This is a genomic window from Clostridium beijerinckii (assembly GCF_008705175.1).
Taxonomy (GTDB): Bacteria; Bacillota; Clostridia; order Clostridiales; family Clostridiaceae; genus Clostridium; species Clostridium beijerinckii.
In genome coordinates, this window is record NZ_CP043998.1 from 3268883 (window position 1) to 3290485 (window position 21603).

General features: G+C 32.1%; 17 protein-coding genes and 1 pseudogene. 4 read left to right on the top strand and 14 right to left on the bottom strand.

The window, feature by feature from the left end; translation table 11 throughout:
* Window positions 1-216 precede the first annotated feature (216 nt).
* Complete coding sequence (locus tag F3K33_RS26790) at window positions 217-417, top strand: Rossmann-fold NAD(P)-binding domain-containing protein (protein ID WP_242986255.1); 201 nt, start codon at window positions 217-219, stop codon at window positions 415-417.
* Between the two features lie 122 nt (window positions 418-539).
* On the opposite strand, the gene F3K33_RS14605 is transcribed toward F3K33_RS26790, so the two are convergent.
* Together F3K33_RS14605 and F3K33_RS14610 are read right to left on the bottom strand one after the other, a co-directional pair.
* Window positions 540-1649: an aldo/keto reductase gene (locus tag F3K33_RS14605; protein WP_039768772.1), complete on the bottom strand. Its 1110-nt coding sequence runs from the start codon at window positions 1647-1649 to the stop codon at window positions 540-542.
* A 619-nt stretch (window positions 1650-2268) separates the two neighbouring features.
* On the bottom strand, window positions 2269-2481 hold the full coding sequence (locus tag F3K33_RS14610) for a hypothetical protein (protein ID WP_017212936.1): 213 nt from the start codon (window positions 2479-2481) through the stop codon (window positions 2269-2271).
* Between the two features lie 212 nt (window positions 2482-2693).
* Here F3K33_RS14610 and F3K33_RS14615 point away from each other — a divergent pair, with 212 nt between their 5' ends.
* Window positions 2694-3341: a lactate utilization protein gene (locus F3K33_RS14615; protein WP_023975401.1), complete on the top strand. Its 648-nt coding sequence runs from the start codon at window positions 2694-2696 to the stop codon at window positions 3339-3341.
* 748 nt (window positions 3342-4089) lie between these two features.
* On the opposite strand, the gene F3K33_RS14620 is transcribed toward F3K33_RS14615, so the two are convergent.
* The 5 genes from F3K33_RS14620 to F3K33_RS14640 all read right to left on the bottom strand — a co-directional run bounded on the left by F3K33_RS14620 (window position 4090) and on the right by F3K33_RS14640 (window position 10527).
* On the bottom strand, window positions 4090-5229 hold the full coding sequence (locus F3K33_RS14620; protein ID WP_012059083.1) for an acyl-CoA dehydrogenase: 1140 nt from the start codon (window positions 5227-5229) through the stop codon (window positions 4090-4092).
* Between the two features lie 86 nt (window positions 5230-5315).
* Complete coding sequence (locus F3K33_RS14625; protein WP_012059084.1) at window positions 5316-6743, bottom strand: D-lactate dehydrogenase; 1428 nt, start codon at window positions 6741-6743, stop codon at window positions 5316-5318.
* Window positions 6744-6947: 204 nt separating this feature from the next.
* Window positions 6948-8483: an L-lactate permease gene (locus F3K33_RS14630; RefSeq protein WP_038457654.1), complete on the bottom strand. Its 1536-nt coding sequence runs from the start codon at window positions 8481-8483 to the stop codon at window positions 6948-6950.
* A 300-nt stretch (window positions 8484-8783) separates the two neighbouring features.
* The gene (locus F3K33_RS14635) at window positions 8784-9722 is read right to left on the bottom strand and encodes an electron transfer flavoprotein subunit alpha/FixB family protein (protein WP_039768777.1); all 939 of its coding nucleotides are present in this window, start codon (window positions 9720-9722) and stop codon (window positions 8784-8786) included.
* A gap of 19 nt (window positions 9723-9741) precedes the next feature.
* Window positions 9742-10527, bottom strand: a complete 786-nt coding sequence (locus tag F3K33_RS14640) for an electron transfer flavoprotein subunit beta/FixA family protein (protein ID WP_012059087.1) — start codon at window positions 10525-10527, stop codon at window positions 9742-9744.
* Window positions 10528-10945: 418 nt separating this feature from the next.
* Here F3K33_RS14640 and F3K33_RS14645 point away from each other — a divergent pair.
* Window positions 10946-11526, top strand: a pseudogene (locus F3K33_RS14645) (nitroreductase family protein).
* 84 nt (window positions 11527-11610) lie between these two features.
* Here F3K33_RS14645 and F3K33_RS14650 read toward each other — a convergent pair.
* The 5 genes from F3K33_RS14650 to F3K33_RS14670 form a co-directional block, all read right to left on the bottom strand.
* Complete coding sequence (locus tag F3K33_RS14650) at window positions 11611-12990, bottom strand: amino acid permease (RefSeq protein ID WP_039768779.1); 1380 nt, start codon at window positions 12988-12990, stop codon at window positions 11611-11613.
* 383 nt (window positions 12991-13373) lie between these two features.
* On the bottom strand, window positions 13374-14078 hold the full coding sequence (locus F3K33_RS14655; protein ID WP_238893100.1) for a transporter substrate-binding domain-containing protein: 705 nt from the start codon (window positions 14076-14078) through the stop codon (window positions 13374-13376).
* A 202-nt stretch (window positions 14079-14280) separates the two neighbouring features.
* Window positions 14281-16308 (bottom strand): glycoside hydrolase family 31 protein, encoded by a 2028-nt coding sequence (locus tag F3K33_RS14660; protein WP_039768781.1) that lies wholly within the window; start codon window positions 16306-16308, stop codon window positions 14281-14283.
* 39 nt (window positions 16309-16347) lie between these two features.
* Window positions 16348-17193, bottom strand: coding sequence for a carbohydrate ABC transporter permease (locus F3K33_RS14665; protein WP_039768783.1), 846 nt, complete (start codon window positions 17191-17193; stop codon window positions 16348-16350).
* Window positions 17193-18101, bottom strand: coding sequence for a carbohydrate ABC transporter permease (locus tag F3K33_RS14670; RefSeq protein WP_023975408.1), 909 nt, complete (start codon window positions 18099-18101; stop codon window positions 17193-17195). Before F3K33_RS14670 ends, F3K33_RS14665 begins: the two co-directional genes overlap by 1 nt.
* Window positions 18102-18362: 261 nt before the next feature.
* Here F3K33_RS14670 and F3K33_RS14675 point away from each other — a divergent pair, with 261 nt between their 5' ends.
* Entirely contained in the window at window positions 18363-18563 is a 201-nt protein-coding gene (locus F3K33_RS14675) for a hypothetical protein (protein WP_023975409.1), read from the top strand.
* A 57-nt stretch (window positions 18564-18620) separates the two neighbouring features.
* Here F3K33_RS14675 and F3K33_RS14680 read toward each other — a convergent pair whose 3' ends face one another.
* Window positions 18621-19874 (bottom strand): sugar ABC transporter substrate-binding protein, encoded by a 1254-nt coding sequence (locus F3K33_RS14680; RefSeq protein ID WP_023975410.1) that lies wholly within the window; start codon window positions 19872-19874, stop codon window positions 18621-18623.
* Between the two features lie 188 nt (window positions 19875-20062).
* A complete protein-coding gene (locus F3K33_RS14685; RefSeq protein ID WP_039768785.1) occupies window positions 20063-21595 on the bottom strand; it encodes a response regulator transcription factor in 1533 nt (510 codons plus the stop codon).
* Window positions 21596-21603 lie beyond the last annotated feature (8 nt).

The following is a 21603-nucleotide window of genomic DNA, read 5'->3' on the forward strand; positions in this document are numbered from 1 at the left end:
TTATAAAGAAACTATTAAAATTAAATAGAGAAAAGAATCCTTAAATGTACACTTTATTCAGATAGCCATGGCAAAGGCTTCTCGGCTTATGTAGGAGATGGTTCTAGCCGTTGGCCAGCTGTTAACAGACTTGATGCTGCAAAACTTTATAGACTAGCACTAGAAAAAGCATCAACCGGATCAATATTTCATGCAGTAGCTAACGAAGGTGTACCTATGCGCGAAATTGCAGAAGCTATCGGCCGTCGTCTTAGTGTACCAACCAAATCAATATCTCTAGAAGAGGCAACTAACCATTTTGGAGCTCTAGGGCAGCTTATTGCTGCAGATATTCCAGCATCCAATGCTTTAACTCAAGAAAGACTTGGATGGAAGCCAGAACATTTAGGACTAATTAAGGACATTGATAGAGCTTAGTTCTTTATATATTTTTTAAATATCCTCTCAATTAAAGATAAAATAAAGAGCCAAGTAAAAACAATAGTTAAAATTGTTTTTTGCTTGGCTCTTAAATAATTTATTTCATTTTAATCCAATTCTTATTCAAATACAGCCGCTACATCATTTAAGCATTTTGTAATTTCTATATGTTGTGGACAATGTCCTTCACATTGCTTACATCCTATGCAATCAGAAGCCTTTCCATGCTCTTGAGTTAAATTATTATAGTAGACCTGTGAAATCCCAGGTCCAAATTGTTTATAGTTATTATATAGAGAGAAATATTTTGGTATTTGAATATTCTTTGGACATCCATCTACACAATACTGACATGCAGTACATGGAACTGCAATGCTACTATTAATAATATCTGTAGCTTTTTTAATAATTTCTTTTTCTTCATCATTTAAAGGCACAAAATCCTGCATATAACTTGTATTATCAAGAAGTTGTTCCATATTTGACATTCCACTTAATACCATCATTATTCCTTCATGACTTGCTACAAATCTTATTGCCCATGATGGCACAGACATATCTTTATGGTATTCTTTAAACAATTTCTCTGCTTCTTCTGGTACATTTGCAAGAGTCCCGCCTTTAATTGGTTCCATAACAACAACTTGCTTATTATGTTTTCTTGCAACTTCATAGCATTTTCTAGATTGAATACTTTCATTGTCCCAATCAATATAATTAATTTGTAATTGAACAAAATCTACTTCTGGATGAGCAGTTAAGATTTCATCTAATAAATCTGCATTATCATGAAAAGAAAAGCCCATATTTTTTACTCTTCCTTCTTCTTTCTTTTTTTGAACAAATGCAAAGCTATCGAACTTTTGAGCATTTTTATAATTTGATACACCTAAGTTGTGAAGGAGATAATAATCAAAATAATCCACACCGCATTTTTCTAATTGCTCGTCAAAAATTCTTTCTTGATCTCCCTCTTTTTTCAAAAACATAGTTGGTAGTTTTGATGCTACTGTAAAACTATCTCTCTTATGACGTTTTACTAAAGATTCTCTCAAAGCAATTTCACTCTTAAATGCATGATACATATACGCTGTATCAAAATAAGTAAAGCCCCTTTCCAAAAAAGTATCTACCATTTTATTTAACATTTCAAAATCGATACTTTCTTGATTTTCTTGATCTTTTAGCGGAAGACGCATAAATCCAAATCCTAATTTTTTCTTTTCCATCTCTTCGTTTCTCCTTAACTCTTTTAAAATAGTAAATTAAATTGTAATTTTCATGCCCTCATTCATAAATTGAATTAAATATTTAAGTAATTCTTATTACAAACTAAATTCTACTACTTTGAGTGGACTCTAAGTCAAGTATTTTTTCACTCTACCCCTAAAATGAAAAAGTAACTTCTTGATTGCAATACTAAGTTCATTTTACGCGAAGTTAACGCCGCATTTTCAGAGACTTCCAAGAATCAAAACCTACTTATTTACTTAACGTTATATTTAGAGGTGTATTCCTCCACGCTTATAGATACCCAATTTAAGAATTTGACTTATTAGATAAATATGTTTATAAAGTTTTCAAAACTTTAAGTTCATATCTTCACTAGAAATCATAAATATATTTGTAACCACAAGGGTCATAATATGGAGAAAACATTTGAAAATGAGCTGCTAATATTCTTAGTTGTTGGTTGTTCCACTTTAGCTTGTCATACTGAAAGTAGGAGCATGCTAAAGTGGTGAAACCTACAACTTAGAATTTTAAGTGATATTTTCATAGCTTTTCGGAACAAAATATTTATGATTTCGGTAAGTACCACATAAATCTAGCTTTAAATTTGGATATCTATTCACCCCAACTATTTTTGCATATCTTATATATTTCATATATTTCTTCATCAGTATACTTTTCAAAAACATGTTGATTCCAATCCCATCTACTATTTTGCACTCTATAATTTCCACAACAACTTATTTTAGGATGCTCCATTACATTTAAATTTGGGTCCGTTCCTTTAACTAAAGAAATTAAATCTTTTTTATCTAAATCAAGCTTCAAATCCATATCTCCTTTGATTTCATTACTTAATTATATTCCTAATAAATTATTATATTCACTTATCTTTTAGTATCATTTTTTATACTATGTTACAGAAAAGTGCGCTCTTATATAAACTGGTTGATTATGTTATAAATATATTATAGAAATATCAATTTAACTTTCTCCGCAAGGAATAAAATAAAATATATGAATTAAGGGGGACCTTTAAAATGACAAGACAATCTTTATTAATAAAACGTTATGATAAGTTAAGCACAAAGGTAATTGAGGCTTTGAAAAAACGTCATTTTGATGCTTTTTATTGCAAGACTAAGGACGAAGCAGTTCAGCAAATTTTGGATTTGATTCCAGAAAACCATGTTGTGTCTTGGGGTGGCTCTGAAACCTTAACTGAAATTGGCATAAAAGAACTTGTAAAAGAAAAATGCTATCAAGTTATAGATAGAGATACTGGAAAGAGTCCTGAAGAACGAACAGAACTTATGAGAAAAGCACTTTTATGTGATACATTTTTAATGAGCAGCAATGCTATAAGCGAAGACGGTCAGCTATTTAATATCGATGGAAATGGGAATCGTGTAGCAGCCATGATTTTTGGACCTAAAAGCGTCATAGTTGTAGCTGGAATGAATAAAGTTGTGAAAACTCTTGATGATGCAATTCAAAGAGCTAGAACAATTGCTGCACCATCAAATATGCAGCATTTTCAAGATATGAAGACTCCATGCTATATAAATGGCAGCTGTGGAGACTGTCTAAGCCCAGATTGTATTTGTTCGCAAATGGTAACAACAAGAACTAGCAGGCCCGCAAAAAAGATAAAGGTTATACTAATTGGAGAAGACCTTGGCTTTTAAGCAGAGAACCCGAATCTGTGATTCGGTGTGAATCGCTTACTCAGCGAACGTATGTAAGTCGAGTTTCCTTTTAAAATTTCTCTAGAGATCAATAAATATGTTTGCTTGGAATGGCTATAAAAATATCGCTGAAGATAGTGAACTCACGGTTGTGGTCACTTAAACATGCTCCCGCCTTGGGTGTGACAAGTCAAAGTTTAACAACCATAAGCTAAATATCTTTAGCAGCTCATTTTCAAATTCCATTCTCCATATTATGACCATTGTGGCTACAAAAATATTTATTTGTTACGATATAGATAATTGTTTTGTTAAAGAAATTATTAACTATGTTACAATTTTTTATGCATACGGAAATCGATAATGTTTTCCAATTATTCTGTGGTCGTACTTCGAACTATATGTATATTTTAGTCTGTATTTTAAATTAGTGTTGAAAGTTTACAGTTAGCTTATCTATATAAAGGCATAAAAAATAACAAGTTCCCTACAATTGTAGAAAACTTGTTATCTTTATATAGTTTATTTAAATAGGTTTAATTCACAATCCAAAAATAGTAAATCAGTATGCAGGTGATTTATTATTTTCTCATGTGCCTAATGTGAGGGCATTTTAATTAGTCTTTTTCATATAGTTTATTTAAATAGGTTTAATTCACAATCTGAAAATAATAAATCAGTATGCAGGTTGATTTATTATTTTCTCATGTGCCTAATGTGAGGGCATTTTAACTAGTTTTTTATGATATTATCTAAGCATCCATCCTGAAAGTACCATCATTTGAACTTCTGATGTTCCTTCATAGATTTCTGTTATCTTAGCATCACGCATCATTCTTTCAATTGGATAATCACTTGTGTATCCATAACCACCAAATAATTGTAAACAACGATTTGTTACATCTGTAGCATTTCTAGCAGCAAATAATTTTGCCATAGCAGCTAAATGTGTGAATTTTTGATGATCATCTTTTGCACATGCAGCTTGATATACTAAAAGTTTTGCAGCTTCTGTATTTGCACGCATTTGAGCAAGTTCAAATTGTGTATTTTGGAATTGAGCAATAGATTTTCCAAATTGAACACGTTCTTTAACATATTTTACAGTTTCTTCTATTGCACCTTCTGCAATACCAAGAGCTTGTGCAGCGATACCAATACGGCCTCCATCAAGAGTTGCCATTGCAATACCAAATCCTTTTCCTTCTTCTCCTAAAAGATTTTCCTTTGGAACTATACAGTTATCAAAGAATAATTCACATGTAGAAGATGCACGAATTCCCATCTTTAATTCATGGCTTCCAACTGAAAATCCTGGGAAGTCTTTTTCAACGATAAATGCTGAAATACCTTTTGTTCCTTTACTCTTATCTGTCATAGCAAATACAATATATGTGTCTGCATATCCTGCATTAGTAATGAAGATTTTGCTTCCATTTAATATATAATTGTCTCCATCTAATACTGCTGTTGTCTTTTGCATTGAAGCATCAGTTCCAGCTACTGGTTCAGTTAATCCAAAGGCACCTAATTTTTCACCTGAAGCAAGTGGTTTTAAATATTTTTCTTTTTGAGCATCTGTACCAAATGTGTAAATTGGTGTTGCACAAAGGCTTGTATGTGCTGAAACTATAACACCTGTTGTTCCACAACATTTAGATAATTCTTCTACACATTGTATATAACTTAATGTGTCCATTCCAGCTCCGCCGTATTCTTCAGGAAATGGAATTCCAAGCAAGCCCATTTCAGCCATTTTTGCTACATTTTCTTCTGGAAATCGCATACTTTCATCGATTTCTTTTGCAATTGGTTTTACCTCATTTTCTGCAAATTCACGATACATTTCTAGTAATTGTTGGTGATTTTCATCTTGTTTAAAATCCATTTTAATTTCCTACCTTTCTTTTTTTCATCTTTTCCTTTTTTATTTCATGGGATGTTAATATATATATAAATTTTTTAATTATGAGCTTAATTTTCTATCGGACAACATACCTTACCTGGATTCATAATAGAATTTGGATCGAATACTTCCTTAATACCTTTCATTAATTCCATATTTATTTCTCCAACGCTATCAGCTAAATAAGCCATCTTTCCACTACCAATTCCATGTTCGCCTGAAACAAGTCCACCGCATTTGATTGCTTCTTCGTAAATAATCTTAAAGAATTTGTCAACTCTTGTCTTGAATTCTTCTTCTTCTAAATCGTTACTACATTGGTATATGTGAAGATTTCCATCTCCTGCATGTCCAAAACTCTTAATAGTTAATCCACACTCTTCACCGGTTTTATTTACAAAAGCAAGATAAGGAGCGATTTTATTTACTGGAACTACAACATCACATTCATCTAATAATTTTGTTTCTGCCATAATAGCTTCTAAGAAACTTGAACGCGCTGCCCATGCATCCTTTATTTTTGCAGGTGTATCAGCTACAAGAACATCAATTGCTCCTGCTTCTAATACTATTTCACTTGCTTGCTCAATAAGATTATTTAATTCATCTTCATTACCTGCATCTATAGTAACGAGTAAATAAGCATTTGCAGTAACTCCATCAATTACTTGTGGGAATACACTCTTTCCAATATATCTTTCACTAGATAAAACAATTTCTCTTTCCATGAATTCTATCGCTTGTGGATTCATGTGTTCCATTCTAAATTTTGGAACAGTAGAAATACAATCATCTAAATTTTCAAAAGGAATAATTAAACTTGCTACTACCTTTGGCGCTGGCATTACTTTCAATGTTAGTTCTGTAATAATTCCAAGTGTACCTTCTGAACCAATCATTAGATTTAAAAGGCTATAACCTGAGCTTGTTTTTGATACTGTAGCACCAAATTTAGTAATTTCTCCTGTTGGAAGAACAACTGTCATTGCACGTACATAATCACGTGTCGCACCGTATTTAACGGCTCTCATTCCACCAGCATTTGTTGCAACATTTCCACCGAGGCATGCAAATTTTTCACCTGGATCTGGAGCATATAATAATCCTTGTTTTAAACAATCCTCTGCAAGGTCATTTAATAGAACTCCAGCTTCTACATTAACAACAAAGTTTTCTAAATCATAAGAAATTATTTTGTTCATTTTTGTAATATCGATTAAAACTCCTCCAAGTAGTGGAACTGCTCCACCTGTAAGTCCTGTTCCTGCTCCTCTTGGAGTTACTGGTATTTTATTTTCATTACATATTTTTACCACTGCAGCAACTTCTTCTGTAGAATGTGCCATAAACACAACTTGTGGAGCTACTTTTCCGTAGATAGGCATTTCATCGTGACTATAGTCATCGTTTATATCAGCTCCTGTTAAAATATGCCCTGGTGCTGCCTCCTGTAATTTTGAGATTATCTCCTCTGTCAATTGATTATACTCAGCCATAATATTCATTCCTTTCTAAGATATTAGATGTAAAATTCACTTTATCTTTCTTTAGCAAATTACTACGCCGAACTAATTCAGTTTACATTTTATACCCTAAGGGTATAAAATGTAGGCTTTTGAATAAAGTTCTTTAATTTTCTAAAAACTACTGAATTTTCCTGGTAAACTTTAAACGGTCACCTGTAATATATATCAACTGCCTTAAAGTGTTCCAACAAAACATACTATTCCAGCTATAACTACATAACACACAAAGTATTTAAATACGCTTTTTAAAATTTTACTTTCCGAACCTGATTGATTAATTGCACTTGCACCAATTGCAATACTTTGAGGGCAAATCATCTTTCCTATACCTGCTCCAAGAGTATTTGCTGCTGCCATCCATGCACCAGAAAGTCCAAGGTTTTGTGCGGTTTGTACTTGTAATCCTCCAAATAAAACACTGGTTGATGTACCTGATCCAGTTACAAATCCTCCAATTGCTCCAATTAATGGAGAAATTAATGGGTATGCTCCTCCAGTTACTACAACTAAAAGACTTGCAATATCTGAAATCATTCCACTATACCCCATTACCTTTGCTGTTGACATAACTGCACAAATTGTAACGATTGTTTTCCAGTTTGCTTTTAATGTGCTACGCAGTACATCAAGTATTGTTGATATTTTTGCGCCTTGAACGAGACCGCCAATGACTGCTGCAACAAGAATGATAACACCTGGTGTATTAATCCAGCTGAAAGTTAGAGTATTTCCACCTTTACCAGCATATACGCTTGTACTAGTTTTAAATACTGCAATTGCATCATGAACTGGTGCACATAATGTTGATGTAGCCATTAACATTACGAATATTAAGATAAATGGACACCATGCTTGTACTGCTTTACCAAATGATAAAGCTGTTTCTTCTTTTTTCTTGTTAATTTGAATGCAATACTCGTCTTGAGGCTTTTTATTAAAGATTTTTGCTGCTACAACCGTACATACCATACAACAGATAGATCCTACTATATCTGGAAGTTCTGCTCCAACTGCTGTTGCTGTAATATAAGCAGGTACTGTAAATGATAATGCAGCGACTAATGTAACAAGAAATGCCCCCTTCAATGCCTTTATTCCTCCACCTACGATGCATACCATAATAAATGGACTTATAAAACAAAGAATTCCTTCAATTATTACTGTATTTACTGCCAATGTGTTTGATCCAACTCCGGTTACTGCTGAAAGTGTCACGAGTGGTATTCCTACTGAACCAAATGCTGTTGGTGTACTGTTAGCAACCAAACATGCTAGAACTGCTGAAAATGGATTTAATCCAACACCAGCAAGCATAGATGCTGGAATAGCAACTGCTGTTCCAAACCCAGCCATTCCTTCCATGAAATTACCGAATCCCCATCCAATAATTAATGTTAAAACCCTTTTATCCATAGAAACTCCGGCCAACATTTCCTTTATGAAATCCATTGCACCTGTACGTAAAATTAAATTATACGTAAACAAAGCTGCAACGATAACTAAACAGATTGGCCACAATGCGTTGAGTACTCCTTCAAATACTCCTGTCACAGTATAAACCACATTTAATTTCCAGAAAAAAATAGCTAAAAACATTGTAAGAACAAGTGCAATAGAGCAAGCTTTATAACCTGGCATTTTTAATCCACTGAGTGCAACTATAAGCCAAATGATAGGTAATATCGCCATTAAGAATTTAAAAAACAACATTCTTTTATCCTCCTCATACAATTTTTAAATGGTATAACCTTTTAAAAATTGTTATTACTATTTTGGTCTTAATTACATAGCTTCCCACTTGTTGATTCAATACTATTTTTACATATATTCGGATTTAGTTGTTTTTTATATGCTGCGTCTCTTATTCAATTATGTTTTTTAATAATTCTCCAAGTATACAAGTGTGAAATTTATACATAATTTCATTTTCTTGTGAATTGAGATTTATTTTTTTGGTTATCCCACCAACTTTTTGGTGGGATAACCATTTATCTTATCTGGAAAAAGTATTTATTCTGCTTTTGCTTTTTTCATTTCTTCAATCATAATTGGAAGGATTTCATTTACATTTCCAACAATTGCTACGTTAGCAACTTCAAAGATTGGAGCTTCTTCATCTTTATTAATTGCCACAATATAATTGGAACCTGTCATTCCTGATGTATGCTGTGTTGCTCCAGAAATACCGCATGCAATATAAAGTTTTGGTGCTACGATTTTTCCTGATTGTCCAACTTGGTGTGCACGAGAAATCCAACCGTCTTCAATTGCTGGTCTTGTTGCGCCTACTACGCCTCCAAGTACACGTGCTAATTCTTCAACTAGTTTGAAGTTTTCTGCACTTCCCATTCCACGTCCACCAGAAACAATAACTTCAGCTTCTTCCAAATTAACAGATTCAGAAATTTCTTTTACTGTATTAATAATTTTTGCCTTAATAGCATCAGCTGGAATTTCTATTTTCTTTTCTGTAACGTCTGCATTTGAAGTGGCTTCTGGCTTAGGGAAACTTCCATTTCTAACTGTTACTACAGCTGTTCCCTCTACTTCAATATGTTCTAAGATTGTACCGCCATAAGCTGGTCTAGTATATATAACTTTATCATCAGCTTTACTCATTCCTATTACGTCACTTACGCATCCCAAATTCATACGACCTGCAATACGTGGTGCAACATCTTTAGCAAGTGTTGTATTAGCTAATAAAACAATATCTGGATTTTCTTCCTTAACAGTTTCTGATAATAATTCTGTCAAAGTATCACAATCTGTAGCTGTATCAGTAAAAATAACTGGAATTCCAAATGCTGCTATTGTATCTGCAATAGCTTTATTTCCTACTACAAGAGCTGTTCCTTCTGCATCTAATGCTTTTGCTGCGTTAATAAGTTCAATACTTCCACCTAATGCCTTTTCTCCATCTGTTTCAATGAATAATAATGCTTTCATACTTTCGTTTCCTCCTTAATTAGATTGCCTTATCTTTTTTCATTTGCTCCATAACAGCACTTACTGCTAAAGTAGCATCCTTCTCTTGAATCTTGATACCAGCCTCTTTCTTAGGAGGTGCAACATATTCTATGCAACGTACTTTTGCTTGTTTTACCTCTCCAATTTCTGCTGCTGAATAAGTTGGGATTACTGCCTTACGGCTTGCCATCTTACTTTTTATAGTAGGATAACGTGGATCATAATCTGGCTTGCTTACTGTTACTACAGCTGGACATTCTAGTGAAACTAAATTATATCCTTCTTCAGTTTCTTGATGAATTTCCATAGAATTATCTTTTAAATCGATTTCAATAGCGCTGCTGACATAGCCTGTCTTTAATTTTTCTGCGAGCATAGCTCCAACTTGACCAGTAATTTCATCTGTAGATTCTTTTCCACAAAGAATCAAATCAAATTTTTCACCTTTATCTGCTTCAATCTTATGAATAGCATCTGCCAAAACATCAGCTGTTCCCATAGCATCTAAATCTGCATATAAGTCATCTTTTACAAAAAATGCTTCTTTAGCTCCTACAGCAAGGCAATTTTTTAATGTGTTTAAAGAATCATCTGCTCCAACTGTTAATACACTAACTTTTCCTCCATGAGCCTCAGTAAAACGAACCGCTAGTTCTAATGCATATGTATCAAATGCATTTGCAACCAAACTGACTCCATTTAATTTAGGTTTTTTCTTTTCATTATCCAAATGGATTTCAATTGAATCATCTGGAACCTGCTTTACACATAACAGAATCTGCATACTTTCCCTCTCCTTTATCCTTTTAAATTGCTAAATTGTTTTTTGATAAAACCATTCTGTATCTTGGTGGTAAAAATCACCATCAAATAAATACTATCGCTAATTTATTTTTTGTATACGATATCGTAAATTGGTCTTACCAATTCACAAGTAAATTCTAACACATGGTACCAGATATTTCAATCCCTAATATAAAAATTTTTTTATGAATATATTTTAGGTTATATTAACCTAGGATTATGATAAAATTACCATGATTGATTAGCTATATTTCTTGCAAGAACTAAGATTACTGCGCATTCATATCATTACTAAATGATAATTTGCATAAATAAATTTCTTGATATATGCATATTGGTGATGGAAATGGAAAATCAAAATAATTTATTTAAATGTGGTGATTTTGAATTTGAATAAAATGAATCTTATTACTGTGAATGAAGCAAAATGTATAAAATGTGAATTATGTATTAAAGAATGTCCTGTGGCTTTTCTAAAGATGGGTTCACATGGACCAGAAGAAATTGAAAACAATCATTGTATTTCCCTGTGGACATTGCACTGCTATATGTCCTAATAGTGCGATAGATAATAAAAAATCACCTTTAGAAGATCAGATTGATTTAAAAGATTTTGCTAAACTAAACGAAAAGCAGGCAGAATATTTCTTAAGATCTCGCCGTTCCATAAGAAATTACAAAACTGAACCTGTATCAAGAGAAAAATTGACAAAATTAATTGATATTGCAAGATTGGCTCCTACTGCAAGTAATAGTCAAGTTAACTTATCTTGAATTATTCGCCCCTTCCCTAGGACTTGGATCATGCTGGGCTGGAATTTTCGAGCATTGCATAGCCATTGAAGACTCACCACTGCTTAAATCATTCAATATTCCTAAAGATAAAAAAGTCGTAGGTGCCGTTATGGTTGGATATTCAAAGTATAGTTATAATAGATTAGTTGATAGAAATCCATTAGATGCTACTTTTATAGAATAATTAATAATTACACTGAAAAAAGCTATCCTGTAAAAGATAGCTTTTTTCTTTCTATTAAAATTTCAGAACTATATATAAATGCTACTAAGTATTTTCTTCATTTTTCTTTTTTGCTTTAAGTATATTGTAAATAATACCAAGTACTATAAACCATACAGGTGTTACAAATAAAGCAACACGAGTTTCATTATTAAGTGCCAATACAACTAGAATGAAAGCAAAAAATGCTAGAATTATATAGTTTATTATTGGATAAAGTGGCATTTTGAATTTGCTCTTTGCAGCAAGTTCAGGATTAGTTTTGCGATATCTCATGTGGCAAATAACTATGACTGCCCAAATATATATAAAACAAAATGTCGATATACTTGTTATAAGCACAAATACTCCTTCAGGCATAACAAAATTTAAAATAACTGAAATCAAAATGACAATTGCTGAAAACATTGTAGCATTTGAAGGTACTTGACTAGAAGTCAGCTTTTTCATTGATTCAGGTGCATTTTCTTCTTTAGCAAGCGAATAAACCATACGGCTTGTACTGAAGATAGCACTATTACAAGCAGATGCTGCTGATGTTAATACAACGAAGTTTACAATACTTGCTGCTGCTGCAATTCCTACTGCTGCAAACACCTGAACAAATGGACTTTTATCTGGATTAATTGAGTTCCAAGGATATATGCTCATAATAACAATAAGTGCGCCTATATAGAAAATAATAATTCTAATTGGAATATTGTTAATAGCTTTTGGAATAACATATTCTGGTTTTTCGGTTTCACCAGCTGTAAGGCCAACCAATTCAATTCCAGCAAAAGCGAACACTACCATTTGGAATGAAAGAATAAAACCATTTATTCCATTTGGAAATAACCCGCCGTGGCTCCAAAGATTTGCAAAGCTAGATGCACCAGCATCTGTTGAAAATCCTGTAATAATCATAAATATACCAATTACAATTAGTGCTAAGATTGCAACAACTTTAATTAAAGCAAACCAAAATTCCATTTCACCAAATAATTTTACTGCTGTAAGATTCATAATTAGTAAAATTACAAGAACAATAAGACTTGGAAGCCATTGAGGTATATTAGGAAGCCAGTATTGTATGTATAACCCCGCAGCAGTCAAATCAGCCATTCCAACTGAAATCCAGCAAAACCAATATGTCCATCCAGTAATAAATGCTGCTCCGTTCCCTAAATAATCATATACAAAGTCTACAAATGAATGATAATTTAAATTCGATAGTAATAATTCCCCGAGAGCACGCATAACAAAGAAGCATATTATTCCTGTTATTATGTAAGCAAATAAGATAGATGGACCAGCTAAGTGAATTGATCTTCCTGAACCAAGGAATAGTCCTGTTCCAATTGCACCTCCTATAGCAAGTAATTGAACATGTCGATTTTTTAGCCCTCTCGATAAATTTTGATTTTCTGATGTTGATTTATCCATTTTATTCCTCCATATTTATCAAAGCACATAGATAAATGCTTTTTTATTCTTTAGAAATTTATATTCCAATAAAATCTGTGGATAACTTAAAAAAGGTAGATTAATTAGTTTTTATATTTTAAAACGAATAAAAAAGAAATCTTATTCGCCTGCCAAATTTTTCTCACATACGTTCGAAAAGGCAGATGCGTGAAAAAATCTTCGGCTCCACAGTCGCCTGCGATTTTGTTCTAAGTATTTTATAATCATGCGAATTTTTGTAGCTATTATTTCCCCAATATATTCCTCTAAAAATTTAATTTTCACTGTTAAATACTAATACACTTTTGACAAAGTTGCAATGTTTTCTTGCTTTTTATAGCAAATTTATATAAATATAAATATTATTTTGTCATAATACTTTCATTTAGCCATTTATTACGAAAAAAAATACATATGTCCCCCAAATTTAATTTATCGAACCCTGCATCTATCTTTCTTTTATATATAGCATCCAATAATTCAGTTGAATTTTCAAAGATTGTTATATCCTTTATTATTTTATCATTTTTCCATCTTTCACCCATGCTCTCATATACTGTGCCCTTTTCAACTCCAACTACTGCGTTTTTTAGATCGCTTTTAAAATTTATATTTGAAAATGTTGGAACTACAACAGCTTCTGTGGCTTTGTATATTGGCTGTGTGAAGGCTACTATCTTTTCCCGTTCCGGAGTTATAAATATTCCACCTGACGCGATATCTATACTGTCATCAGTATTTAATTTATCTAATAAATTTACAAATGGTGAGTTCCTGGTTTCAATTTTACTAATTCCAAGTCTGCTTCCAATTTCGGTTATTATATCAGCCTCAGTTCTGTCTAACTTTTTTGTACTTGGATCTATATAAAAATATGAAACATCATTTTGTGGTGAAGCAACAGTTATCTCTCCTTTTTCTTTTATCAACTGTAATCTATCCTTTTGTTCTGATACATTGGTTACTATAGCTCTACTATCATATCTTCCAGCACTGCCTTCAAAAATCATTCCAAAAAAATTTATAATAGTAATCAAAATTAATACTTTTTTCGATAATTTCTTCATGTTGCCCTCCTTTAGATGTCATTTAAATTTATAAAATACTATTGAGTCATATACTACAAGATGTATCAAATAAAATGAAACCTCTATGTTTAATGTACTATTACTATTTTGTTATAAAATAGCAAATTTTAAACATAGAATTCGTTTTTTAAACAAAAATAAGAGTTTACTTAGCATAAACTCTTATTACTTATCTTTCTCATTAAATAATTGAAACTTCTGTTTCATCCCTAAGGAATAACGGTATTATTTCTAATGGGGCACTATAGTCTATTACTTGTCCGCCGCTAAATATCTTCCCTGAATTTACATCTTTCCAATTTGCACCTTTTGGTAAATATATTTTTCTTGACCTATCTCCTTTATGGAGTACTGGTGCAACAAGAACATTTGGTCCAAACATATACTCATCTGTAATATCCCAACAAATCTCATCTTCTGAGAAGTCATAAAATAACGGCCTTATAACTGGAGTTCCCTTATCATGTGCTTGCTTCATGATTTTAGTAATATAAGGTTTCATCCTTTCCCGGATAAACATATATTTCTTAAATATTTCATATGCTTCGTCACCATAGCTCCATACTTCATTAGCTGCACCGCTTGCACATAGTCCTCCACCGCTAGTTCCAAGTGGCTTTGAATGTGGTTCACGATCGCCATGTAACCTAAATACAGGACAAAATGCTCCATATTCAAACCACCTAATTATGCATTCTCTAAAGTCTGGATCATCTGGATTTCCACCATGGAATCCTCCTATATCAGTTGTCCACCATGGTATACCTGCAATTCCCATGTTAAGACCCGCTGCAAATTGATTTCTTAAAGATTCAAAACTAGAATCAATGTCTCCAGACCACACAAGTGCTCCATAACGTTGACTTCCTGCCCATGCACATCTAAGAAGATTAATTATATTTCCCTGGCCTTCTTTCTTCATGCCATCAAAAAACGTTTTTGCATACATAGCAGGATACATATTACCTATTTGTACATTTGGACCTAAGTGATACCTATAATTCTCGAAGTCGTAAATCGAGTATTCTGGTTCAGCTTCATCAAGCCAAAATATTTTTATGCCTTTATCATAGTAGTTTTTCTTAGCAGTTTTCCATACAAAGTCACGAGCCGCTGGATTTGTTGGATCATAAAAAACAGTATCTCCTAAAAAGTCCATAGTTGTTCTAATTCCCCTATCGACTCTTACTAAATAACCTTTTTTAAGCATCTTATCATAATTTTCGCTTGTCTTATCTACGGTTGGCCAGATAGAAACCATTAATTCAATGCCCATTTCTTTAAGTTCTTTAATCATAGCATCAGGATCAGGCCAATAATCTAAATCAAATTTCCACTCTCCTTGTTTTGGCCAATGAAAAAAGTCAACCACTATAACTGAAATTGGAAGGTTCCTTTTCTTATATTCACGAGCAACTCTTAATAACTCTTCTTGAGTTTGGTATCTCAATTTACATTGCCAAAAACCCATAGCATAATCCGGCATCATTGGCACTGTTCCAGTTGCTTTTGCATAAGCTTCTTCTATTTCGGCTGGAGTATCACCTGCTGTTATAAAATAATCTAATTGCTTAGTAGAATTCGCTACCCACTCTGTAATATTTTTTCCAAAAGTAACTTTTCCAATGGCTGGGTTATTCCAGAGCATTCCATATCCTAAACTGGATAATACAAATGGAACACTAGCCTGAGAATTTCTATGTGCAAGTTCAAGTACGCAGTTTTTTAAATCCAAATTTGGCTGCTGATATTGCCCCATTCCAAATAACTTTTCCTTTAGATTTGATTCAAATCTCATAGTTAAAGTATAATCTCCACCAAGAATAGGCTTAAATTCACGTGCTTCTATCTCTAAGGCACTGCAAAATCTATTTACATTTTTCCTATTTCTTACATACTCCTCTAAAAGAACATCGTCTTTAGCGTTATAAAATGTAATTTTTCCTTCCTTATCAATCCTTGCACGAATTTTTCCATTCTCTATATATGCTTCATTATTTTCAATCTTAATCTTAATTTCACAATTTTCTTGTGGCAATAAGGCCCAATCATTATATATAAATTCTGCTTGCTTAGTGCTACGTATACGTAAACTATTTTTTCCCCAAGGCTCAATTCGTAACGTTTCACAGTCATATTTGCGAATTAATACACTTCCGTAAGCTTCAAAAACACTATCATCTAAATTAATTTCCTTATTAGATTCCATAATATGAACTCTCCAATCTTTAAATAATTAAATTCATGCTTAGCCTTTAACAGCACCATTTGTCAATCCTCCAATTATATATTTTTGAAGGAATATAAATATTAAAACAACAGGCAAAACCAAAAGCACTCCATAAGCCATTATGGAATTCCACTGTATTCCATACTTGCCCATGAAATTATATATACTAGCTGTCATAGTTCTCTTTTCAGGGCTGGTTAAAAATGTTAGTGAATAAGCTAAATCTCCCCAAGCATATAAGAAGGAAAATGCTCCTGTCATTATAAGCCCTGGATAAGATATTGGAAGCATTATTTTTGTAAATGCCGTAAATGTATTGCATCCATCAATCTTTGCTGAATCTTCAAGTTCTTTTGGTAAAGCAAGAAAATAAGTTCTAAGAATAAGAACTACAAAAGGAACAGATATTGTTGCATCTGATAAAATTGGAGCCCAAAGAGTATCTAATAGATGTAAATTTTTATAAACTAAAAACATTGGTGTAAGTAATAGTGCTACTGGGAGCATCTGAGTTACTAAGAAGATCAATATAAATACCTTTTTCCCTCTCATCCTAAATCTTGCCAAGCCATATGCAGCTGGAATAGCCAATACACATGCTAAGATCATTGAAGCGAATGCAACCTTGCAGCTATTACCTAGTGTTACTATTATGCTGTTCTTTCCTGTAAATTGGTCTGTATAACTACTTAATGTAAAATCTTTAGGTATAAAAGTTGGAGGTGATGCAAAGATTTCAGCATTGGTTTTAAATGAACTTACTATAATCCAATATATTGGAAAAAGCATAATACAAGCTATGCAAATTGATACACAGCATAATATTATATTTTTTTGTTTATCCTTAAGAATAACCTTCTTCATTATCCAATCACCTCATCTTCCTTTATCAATTTGAGGTATCCTAAACTTACGCAGAATAAAATAGCAAATAATACATTGGCAACAGTGGCACCTTTACTAAATGAAAATTGCGTAAATGAAAGTTTATATGCAAAAGTTGACATTAGTTCGGTACTATTAACTGGACCTCCATTTGTCATAACAAATACTAAATCAAAAACTTTAAATGTATAAATAAATCCAAGAACTAATACAGATAAAATCGCTGGTCTTAATGATGGCAGAGTTATTTTAAAGAATCTCTGAATTACATTAGCCCCATCAACTTTAGCTGCCTCATATAAATCATACGGAATATTACTTAACCCAGTTGTTAATAACAACATATTAAACGGAATTCCAACCCATGAGTTTGTTAATATAACTGAAAACATTGAGGTTTTACTGTCTATAATCCATCCTATTGGCTGTGATATTAGATGAAATTTCATAAGTAATTCGTTTATTATACCTCCGCTTGTACTATACATAAATTTGAACAATAATGCAGTTACTGTCATCGGTACAAGATAACTGACTACCATAAGTCCTCTAAGAGGTTCTGAAAGCTTAAATTTTAAATTGAAAAGCAAAGCTAGTCCGAGTCCTATAATAAATTGAATTGATATACTTCCAATAGTGAAAACTAAAGTATTCCAAATACTTATTGGCATTGCTGGGTCTTTAAACACTTCAATATAGTTTTCAATACCAACAAATGGTTTAACAGGCTGACTAAAAGTCGTTACATTTACATCACGAAGACTTAAAATAAAATTATATATAATCGGATATCCCACAAAAGCCAGCATAAATATTAGTGCTGGGAGCACAAATATGTACCCTTTTCTTTCTTCCTTAATAAATTCACTGCTATATTTATTTTTCAAAATTATTTTCACCTACCTTGCTTCAATTTAAAGGTCTCCTTCACTAAGTTTTAGGCACCTTTAGATTTTTTATAGATCTCCAATATAAAGAATTTGACTTACACTTAGAATATATTGATATACCAGAAAAATATTTATGATTTCTAGTGAAGATATGAACTTAAAGTTTTAGCAACTCTATACATATATTCATCTAACAAATCTAATTCTTAAATTGCTTATCTATATATAGATACCCCAACTATAAGTGAGATTTACACTATGAAATATATCCCAACTAGAAATAAGAATTATGCTTTTGTGAAATGTTTCATTAGGAATTTGATGGCTCTGATTCTTAGATTAAAAGTTGTTCCAAGTATGCTAGTTCAAAGCTCGCCTTTGAGGCTAGCATCTTGGGCGCAACTTGTAATCTTAGAATCATCCATCATAATTTCCTTAGAAACTGGAACAACAGCATAATTCTCATTTCGGCGAGATATATGCACAAGTTTAGGTCTTAGTTGGGTATCTATAAATTTATTTTAATACTGCATCAACCTTGACCTGTGCATCTTTTGCTGCTTGCTCTGGTGTCTTTGCATTTGTAAAACTTTCCTGCATTGCAGTAGACATTGCATCTGATATTTCAGGCCATTTTGGATGTGGTCCTCTTGGCATAGCATATTGCAATTCATCTAGGAATACACTCATAACTTGGTCTTTAGTAATTTTATCATCACTTTCAGCAACATCTTTTCTAGATGGAATGTAACCAAAATCAGCACAATATTCAGTCATATTATCTTTTTGCTGAGTATATTTAATAAAATCCCAAGCTTCAGCTTCATGATGACCTTTAATGATGCCCCAGTTTTCTCCACCTAAATCTGATGCAAATACTTTATCTTTAGGAATTTTTACAACTCCCCAATTTAGGTTTGGTGCATCCTTCTTAACTGTGTCTATAATCCATGGACCATCTGTAATCATAGCTGCTTTATTAGTTACAAATTGTTTTTCTAAATCATTTTGTGTCCAGTTTATAACTTCTTTACTCATTGATCCATTTTTTATAAGATCAGTGAGATATTGAAGCGAACTTATTCCAGATTCACTTCCAATTTCATTAAATTTAGCTCCTGTTGAAATAAGCCATGGAAGATATTGAAATGTTCCTTCTTCATTTTTTGGTGCAGCTATAGCTAAACCATAAGTATCTCCTTTTGTTAATTTCTTAGCTGCAGTCTTTAATTCATCAAAAGTTGTAGGTGGCTCAACTCCTACTGCACTTAACATGTCCTTATTATAAAATAAAGCTAAATCATTGCTTCCAAGTGGGATTCCATAATACTTTCCATCTAACTGACATGATGAAATCGGACCTTGGTAAAATTGATCTTTACCATCATAGGAATTCATCTTGTCTGTAATATCTGCAAATAATCCCATTGCCGAAAATGAAGCCATATCTGGATTATCAACTAAACCTATATCAGGTAGTTTGTCAGCAACAAGTCCTATTGTAAACTGCTTAGTGAGTTCAGCTCTTGGTACAAATTCCACTTGAACTTCTACCTTATCTTGAGATTTATTATATTTATCAGCAAGATTTTGCATTGCATTTTGTTGTTGCTGCCCATCAAAATAGTGCCATACTGTAATCGTTGTCTTTCCTGCCGGATCAGCTTTAGTTTGAGTTGTGCCCCCACCACTGCTTCCACATCCAATAAATATAGTCGCCGACATTGCAATAGCTGTCAAACAAGCCAGTAACTTTTTAGTTTTTTTCATATTATTTACCTCCTAAATTCTTATGAATAATAACGTTTTCTATAACTTAATATTACATCTTCTAAGTTACTTCTAATATTCTATTATCATGAAAAAAGTGTAAAATCATGATATTAATTTTACACTTTGCATTTAAGCTTATTAAATAAAATAGCAAGCATACTGACCTATTCTTTCTTTATCATCTCTTAATAAAATTTCATATATTCTTTTGGAGACATACCTGTTGATTCTTTAAAAACTTTGCAAAAGTATTTAGAATCACTATAGCCTACCTTCTCCGCAATTTCATAAATTTTTAGTTTATTACTTCCTAATAATTCCTTTGCTTTATGAATTCTAAACTCTTTTAAATAATCTGAAAAACTTTTTCCAAGTTCCTTTGTAAATAACCTACTTAAATATTCTGGAGTTATATTCATTCCACTTGCTATTTCCTCAAGAGAAATTTTATCTCTATAATACTCTTTTATATAATTTATAGCTTTTCTTACAATCAATGAATTTACTTTAGTTCCCTCATCATTTCTTTCACACATCTTACGGATTACATAATTTAGCCGTTCTTTTAACTCATCAAATGTAAAACTATTCTTAATTGAATCTAAAACGCCTTCATTATTAAACTCAGTGTAAAGATTGCTATTATAGCTTTTGGACGCAGTTAAAATTGAAAAAATATACTTGCTGCTAACATCTATTATCTCGCATGGGTCGTAGATGTTTTCTTTCAAATATGATATAAATCTTTTATTAATATCAGCTAACTTTTTCTGATCATTGTTTTTTATGCCCCTTACCACTTCCTTTTCAATCTCTCTTGGATAATTACAATGATTTATTTTTAATTTAGATATTAGTTCTTCATAGATCACTTCATTATTTCCAAATGAAATAGGCCATCGAGACAATCCTTGTAGCTTTTTAAATGAACTTTTAATTTCAGATAGTTCATCTAGATTAATAATACTAATAGTAGTATTTAAGAATCCCTTCTGCCTAAGTGAAAATAATATCTTATGCTTTAGCATTTTTATAAATTCCAAGTAAGGTGTTTTAGTAATTACCAGAATAGGTAAATAACTGTACTCTTTTAAGATAGAGTAATAGAAATTTACGATATTGTAATTCTTCATAGCTTCATAAATCTCTTTTATTATAAGTTCAACCTTATTTTCGTATTTATCTCTAAGATGCAAATTAACAACATATATATTTTCATTTTGCTTTACTTTACTTTCAATTATTTTGTAAAAATGCTCTAAATTTTGTCCTTTATTTAGTAGTACTTGTCCTAATATTTCTTCCTTAAGTATACCTTCTTCTAAAAGTGCATCTTTTTCCTTACTTAAATTAAGCTTTTTTTCAATATCCTCCATGGTATTTTTTAAAGCAGTATAAGTTATAGGTTTCAATAAGTATTCATTCACTCCAAGTTTTATACCTTTTTGTGCATACTTAAAATCTGAATATCCACTAAGTATAATAATATATGGATTTTGACCACAATCTTTAATTTTTTGGAGCATATCTAATCCATTTATTTTCGGCATTTCAATATCAGTAAAAATAAGATCTGGCTTATACTCTTTAGCCAAAAGTAACCCTTGCTCTCCATCAGATGCTTTTCCACAAACGATGTAATTTTTATTAATCTTTCCTAATAAGTTCCCCAGTCCTTCTCTGGCATTAATTTCATCTTCTACAATTAAAATTTTCATGAATATCC

Excerpts from the sequence above, each read along its gene's own strand:
- F3K33_RS26790 (WP_242986255.1), top strand. The coding sequence starts at position 217 with ATGCGCGAAATTGCAGAAGCTATCGGCCGTCGTCTTAGTGTACCAACC.
- F3K33_RS14605 (WP_039768772.1), bottom strand. The coding sequence starts at position 1,649 with ATGGAAAAGAAAAAATTAGGATTTGGATTTATGCGTCTTCCGCTAAAA.
- F3K33_RS14615 (WP_023975401.1), top strand. The coding sequence starts at position 2,694 with ATGACAAGACAATCTTTATTAATAAAACGTTATGATAAGTTAAGCACA.
- F3K33_RS14620 (WP_012059083.1), bottom strand. The coding sequence starts at position 5,229 with ATGGATTTTAAACAAGATGAAAATCACCAACAATTACTAGAAATGTAT.
- F3K33_RS14625 (WP_012059084.1), bottom strand. The coding sequence starts at position 6,743 with ATGGCTGAGTATAATCAATTGACAGAGGAGATAATCTCAAAATTACAG.
- F3K33_RS14630 (WP_038457654.1), bottom strand. The coding sequence starts at position 8,483 with ATGTTGTTTTTTAAATTCTTAATGGCGATATTACCTATCATTTGGCTT.
- F3K33_RS14635 (WP_039768777.1), bottom strand. The coding sequence starts at position 9,722 with ATGAAAGCATTATTATTCATTGAAACAGATGGAGAAAAGGCATTAGGT.
- F3K33_RS14640 (WP_012059087.1), bottom strand. The coding sequence starts at position 10,527 with ATGCAGATTCTGTTATGTGTAAAGCAGGTTCCAGATGATTCAATTGAA.
- F3K33_RS14650 (WP_039768779.1), bottom strand. The coding sequence starts at position 12,990 with ATGGATAAATCAACATCAGAAAATCAAAATTTATCGAGAGGGCTAAAA.
- F3K33_RS14655 (WP_238893100.1), bottom strand. The coding sequence starts at position 14,078 with ATGAAGAAATTATCGAAAAAAGTATTAATTTTGATTACTATTATAAAT.
- F3K33_RS14660 (WP_039768781.1), bottom strand. The coding sequence starts at position 16,308 with ATGGAATCTAATAAGGAAATTAATTTAGATGATAGTGTTTTTGAAGCT.
- F3K33_RS14665 (WP_039768783.1), bottom strand. The coding sequence starts at position 17,193 with ATGAAGAAGGTTATTCTTAAGGATAAACAAAAAAATATAATATTATGC.
- F3K33_RS14675 (WP_023975409.1), top strand. The coding sequence starts at position 18,363 with ATGAAATATATCCCAACTAGAAATAAGAATTATGCTTTTGTGAAATGT.
- F3K33_RS14680 (WP_023975410.1), bottom strand. The coding sequence starts at position 19,874 with ATGAAAAAAACTAAAAAGTTACTGGCTTGTTTGACAGCTATTGCAATG.
- F3K33_RS14685 (WP_039768785.1), bottom strand. The coding sequence starts at position 21,595 with ATGAAAATTTTAATTGTAGAAGATGAAATTAATGCCAGAGAAGGACTG.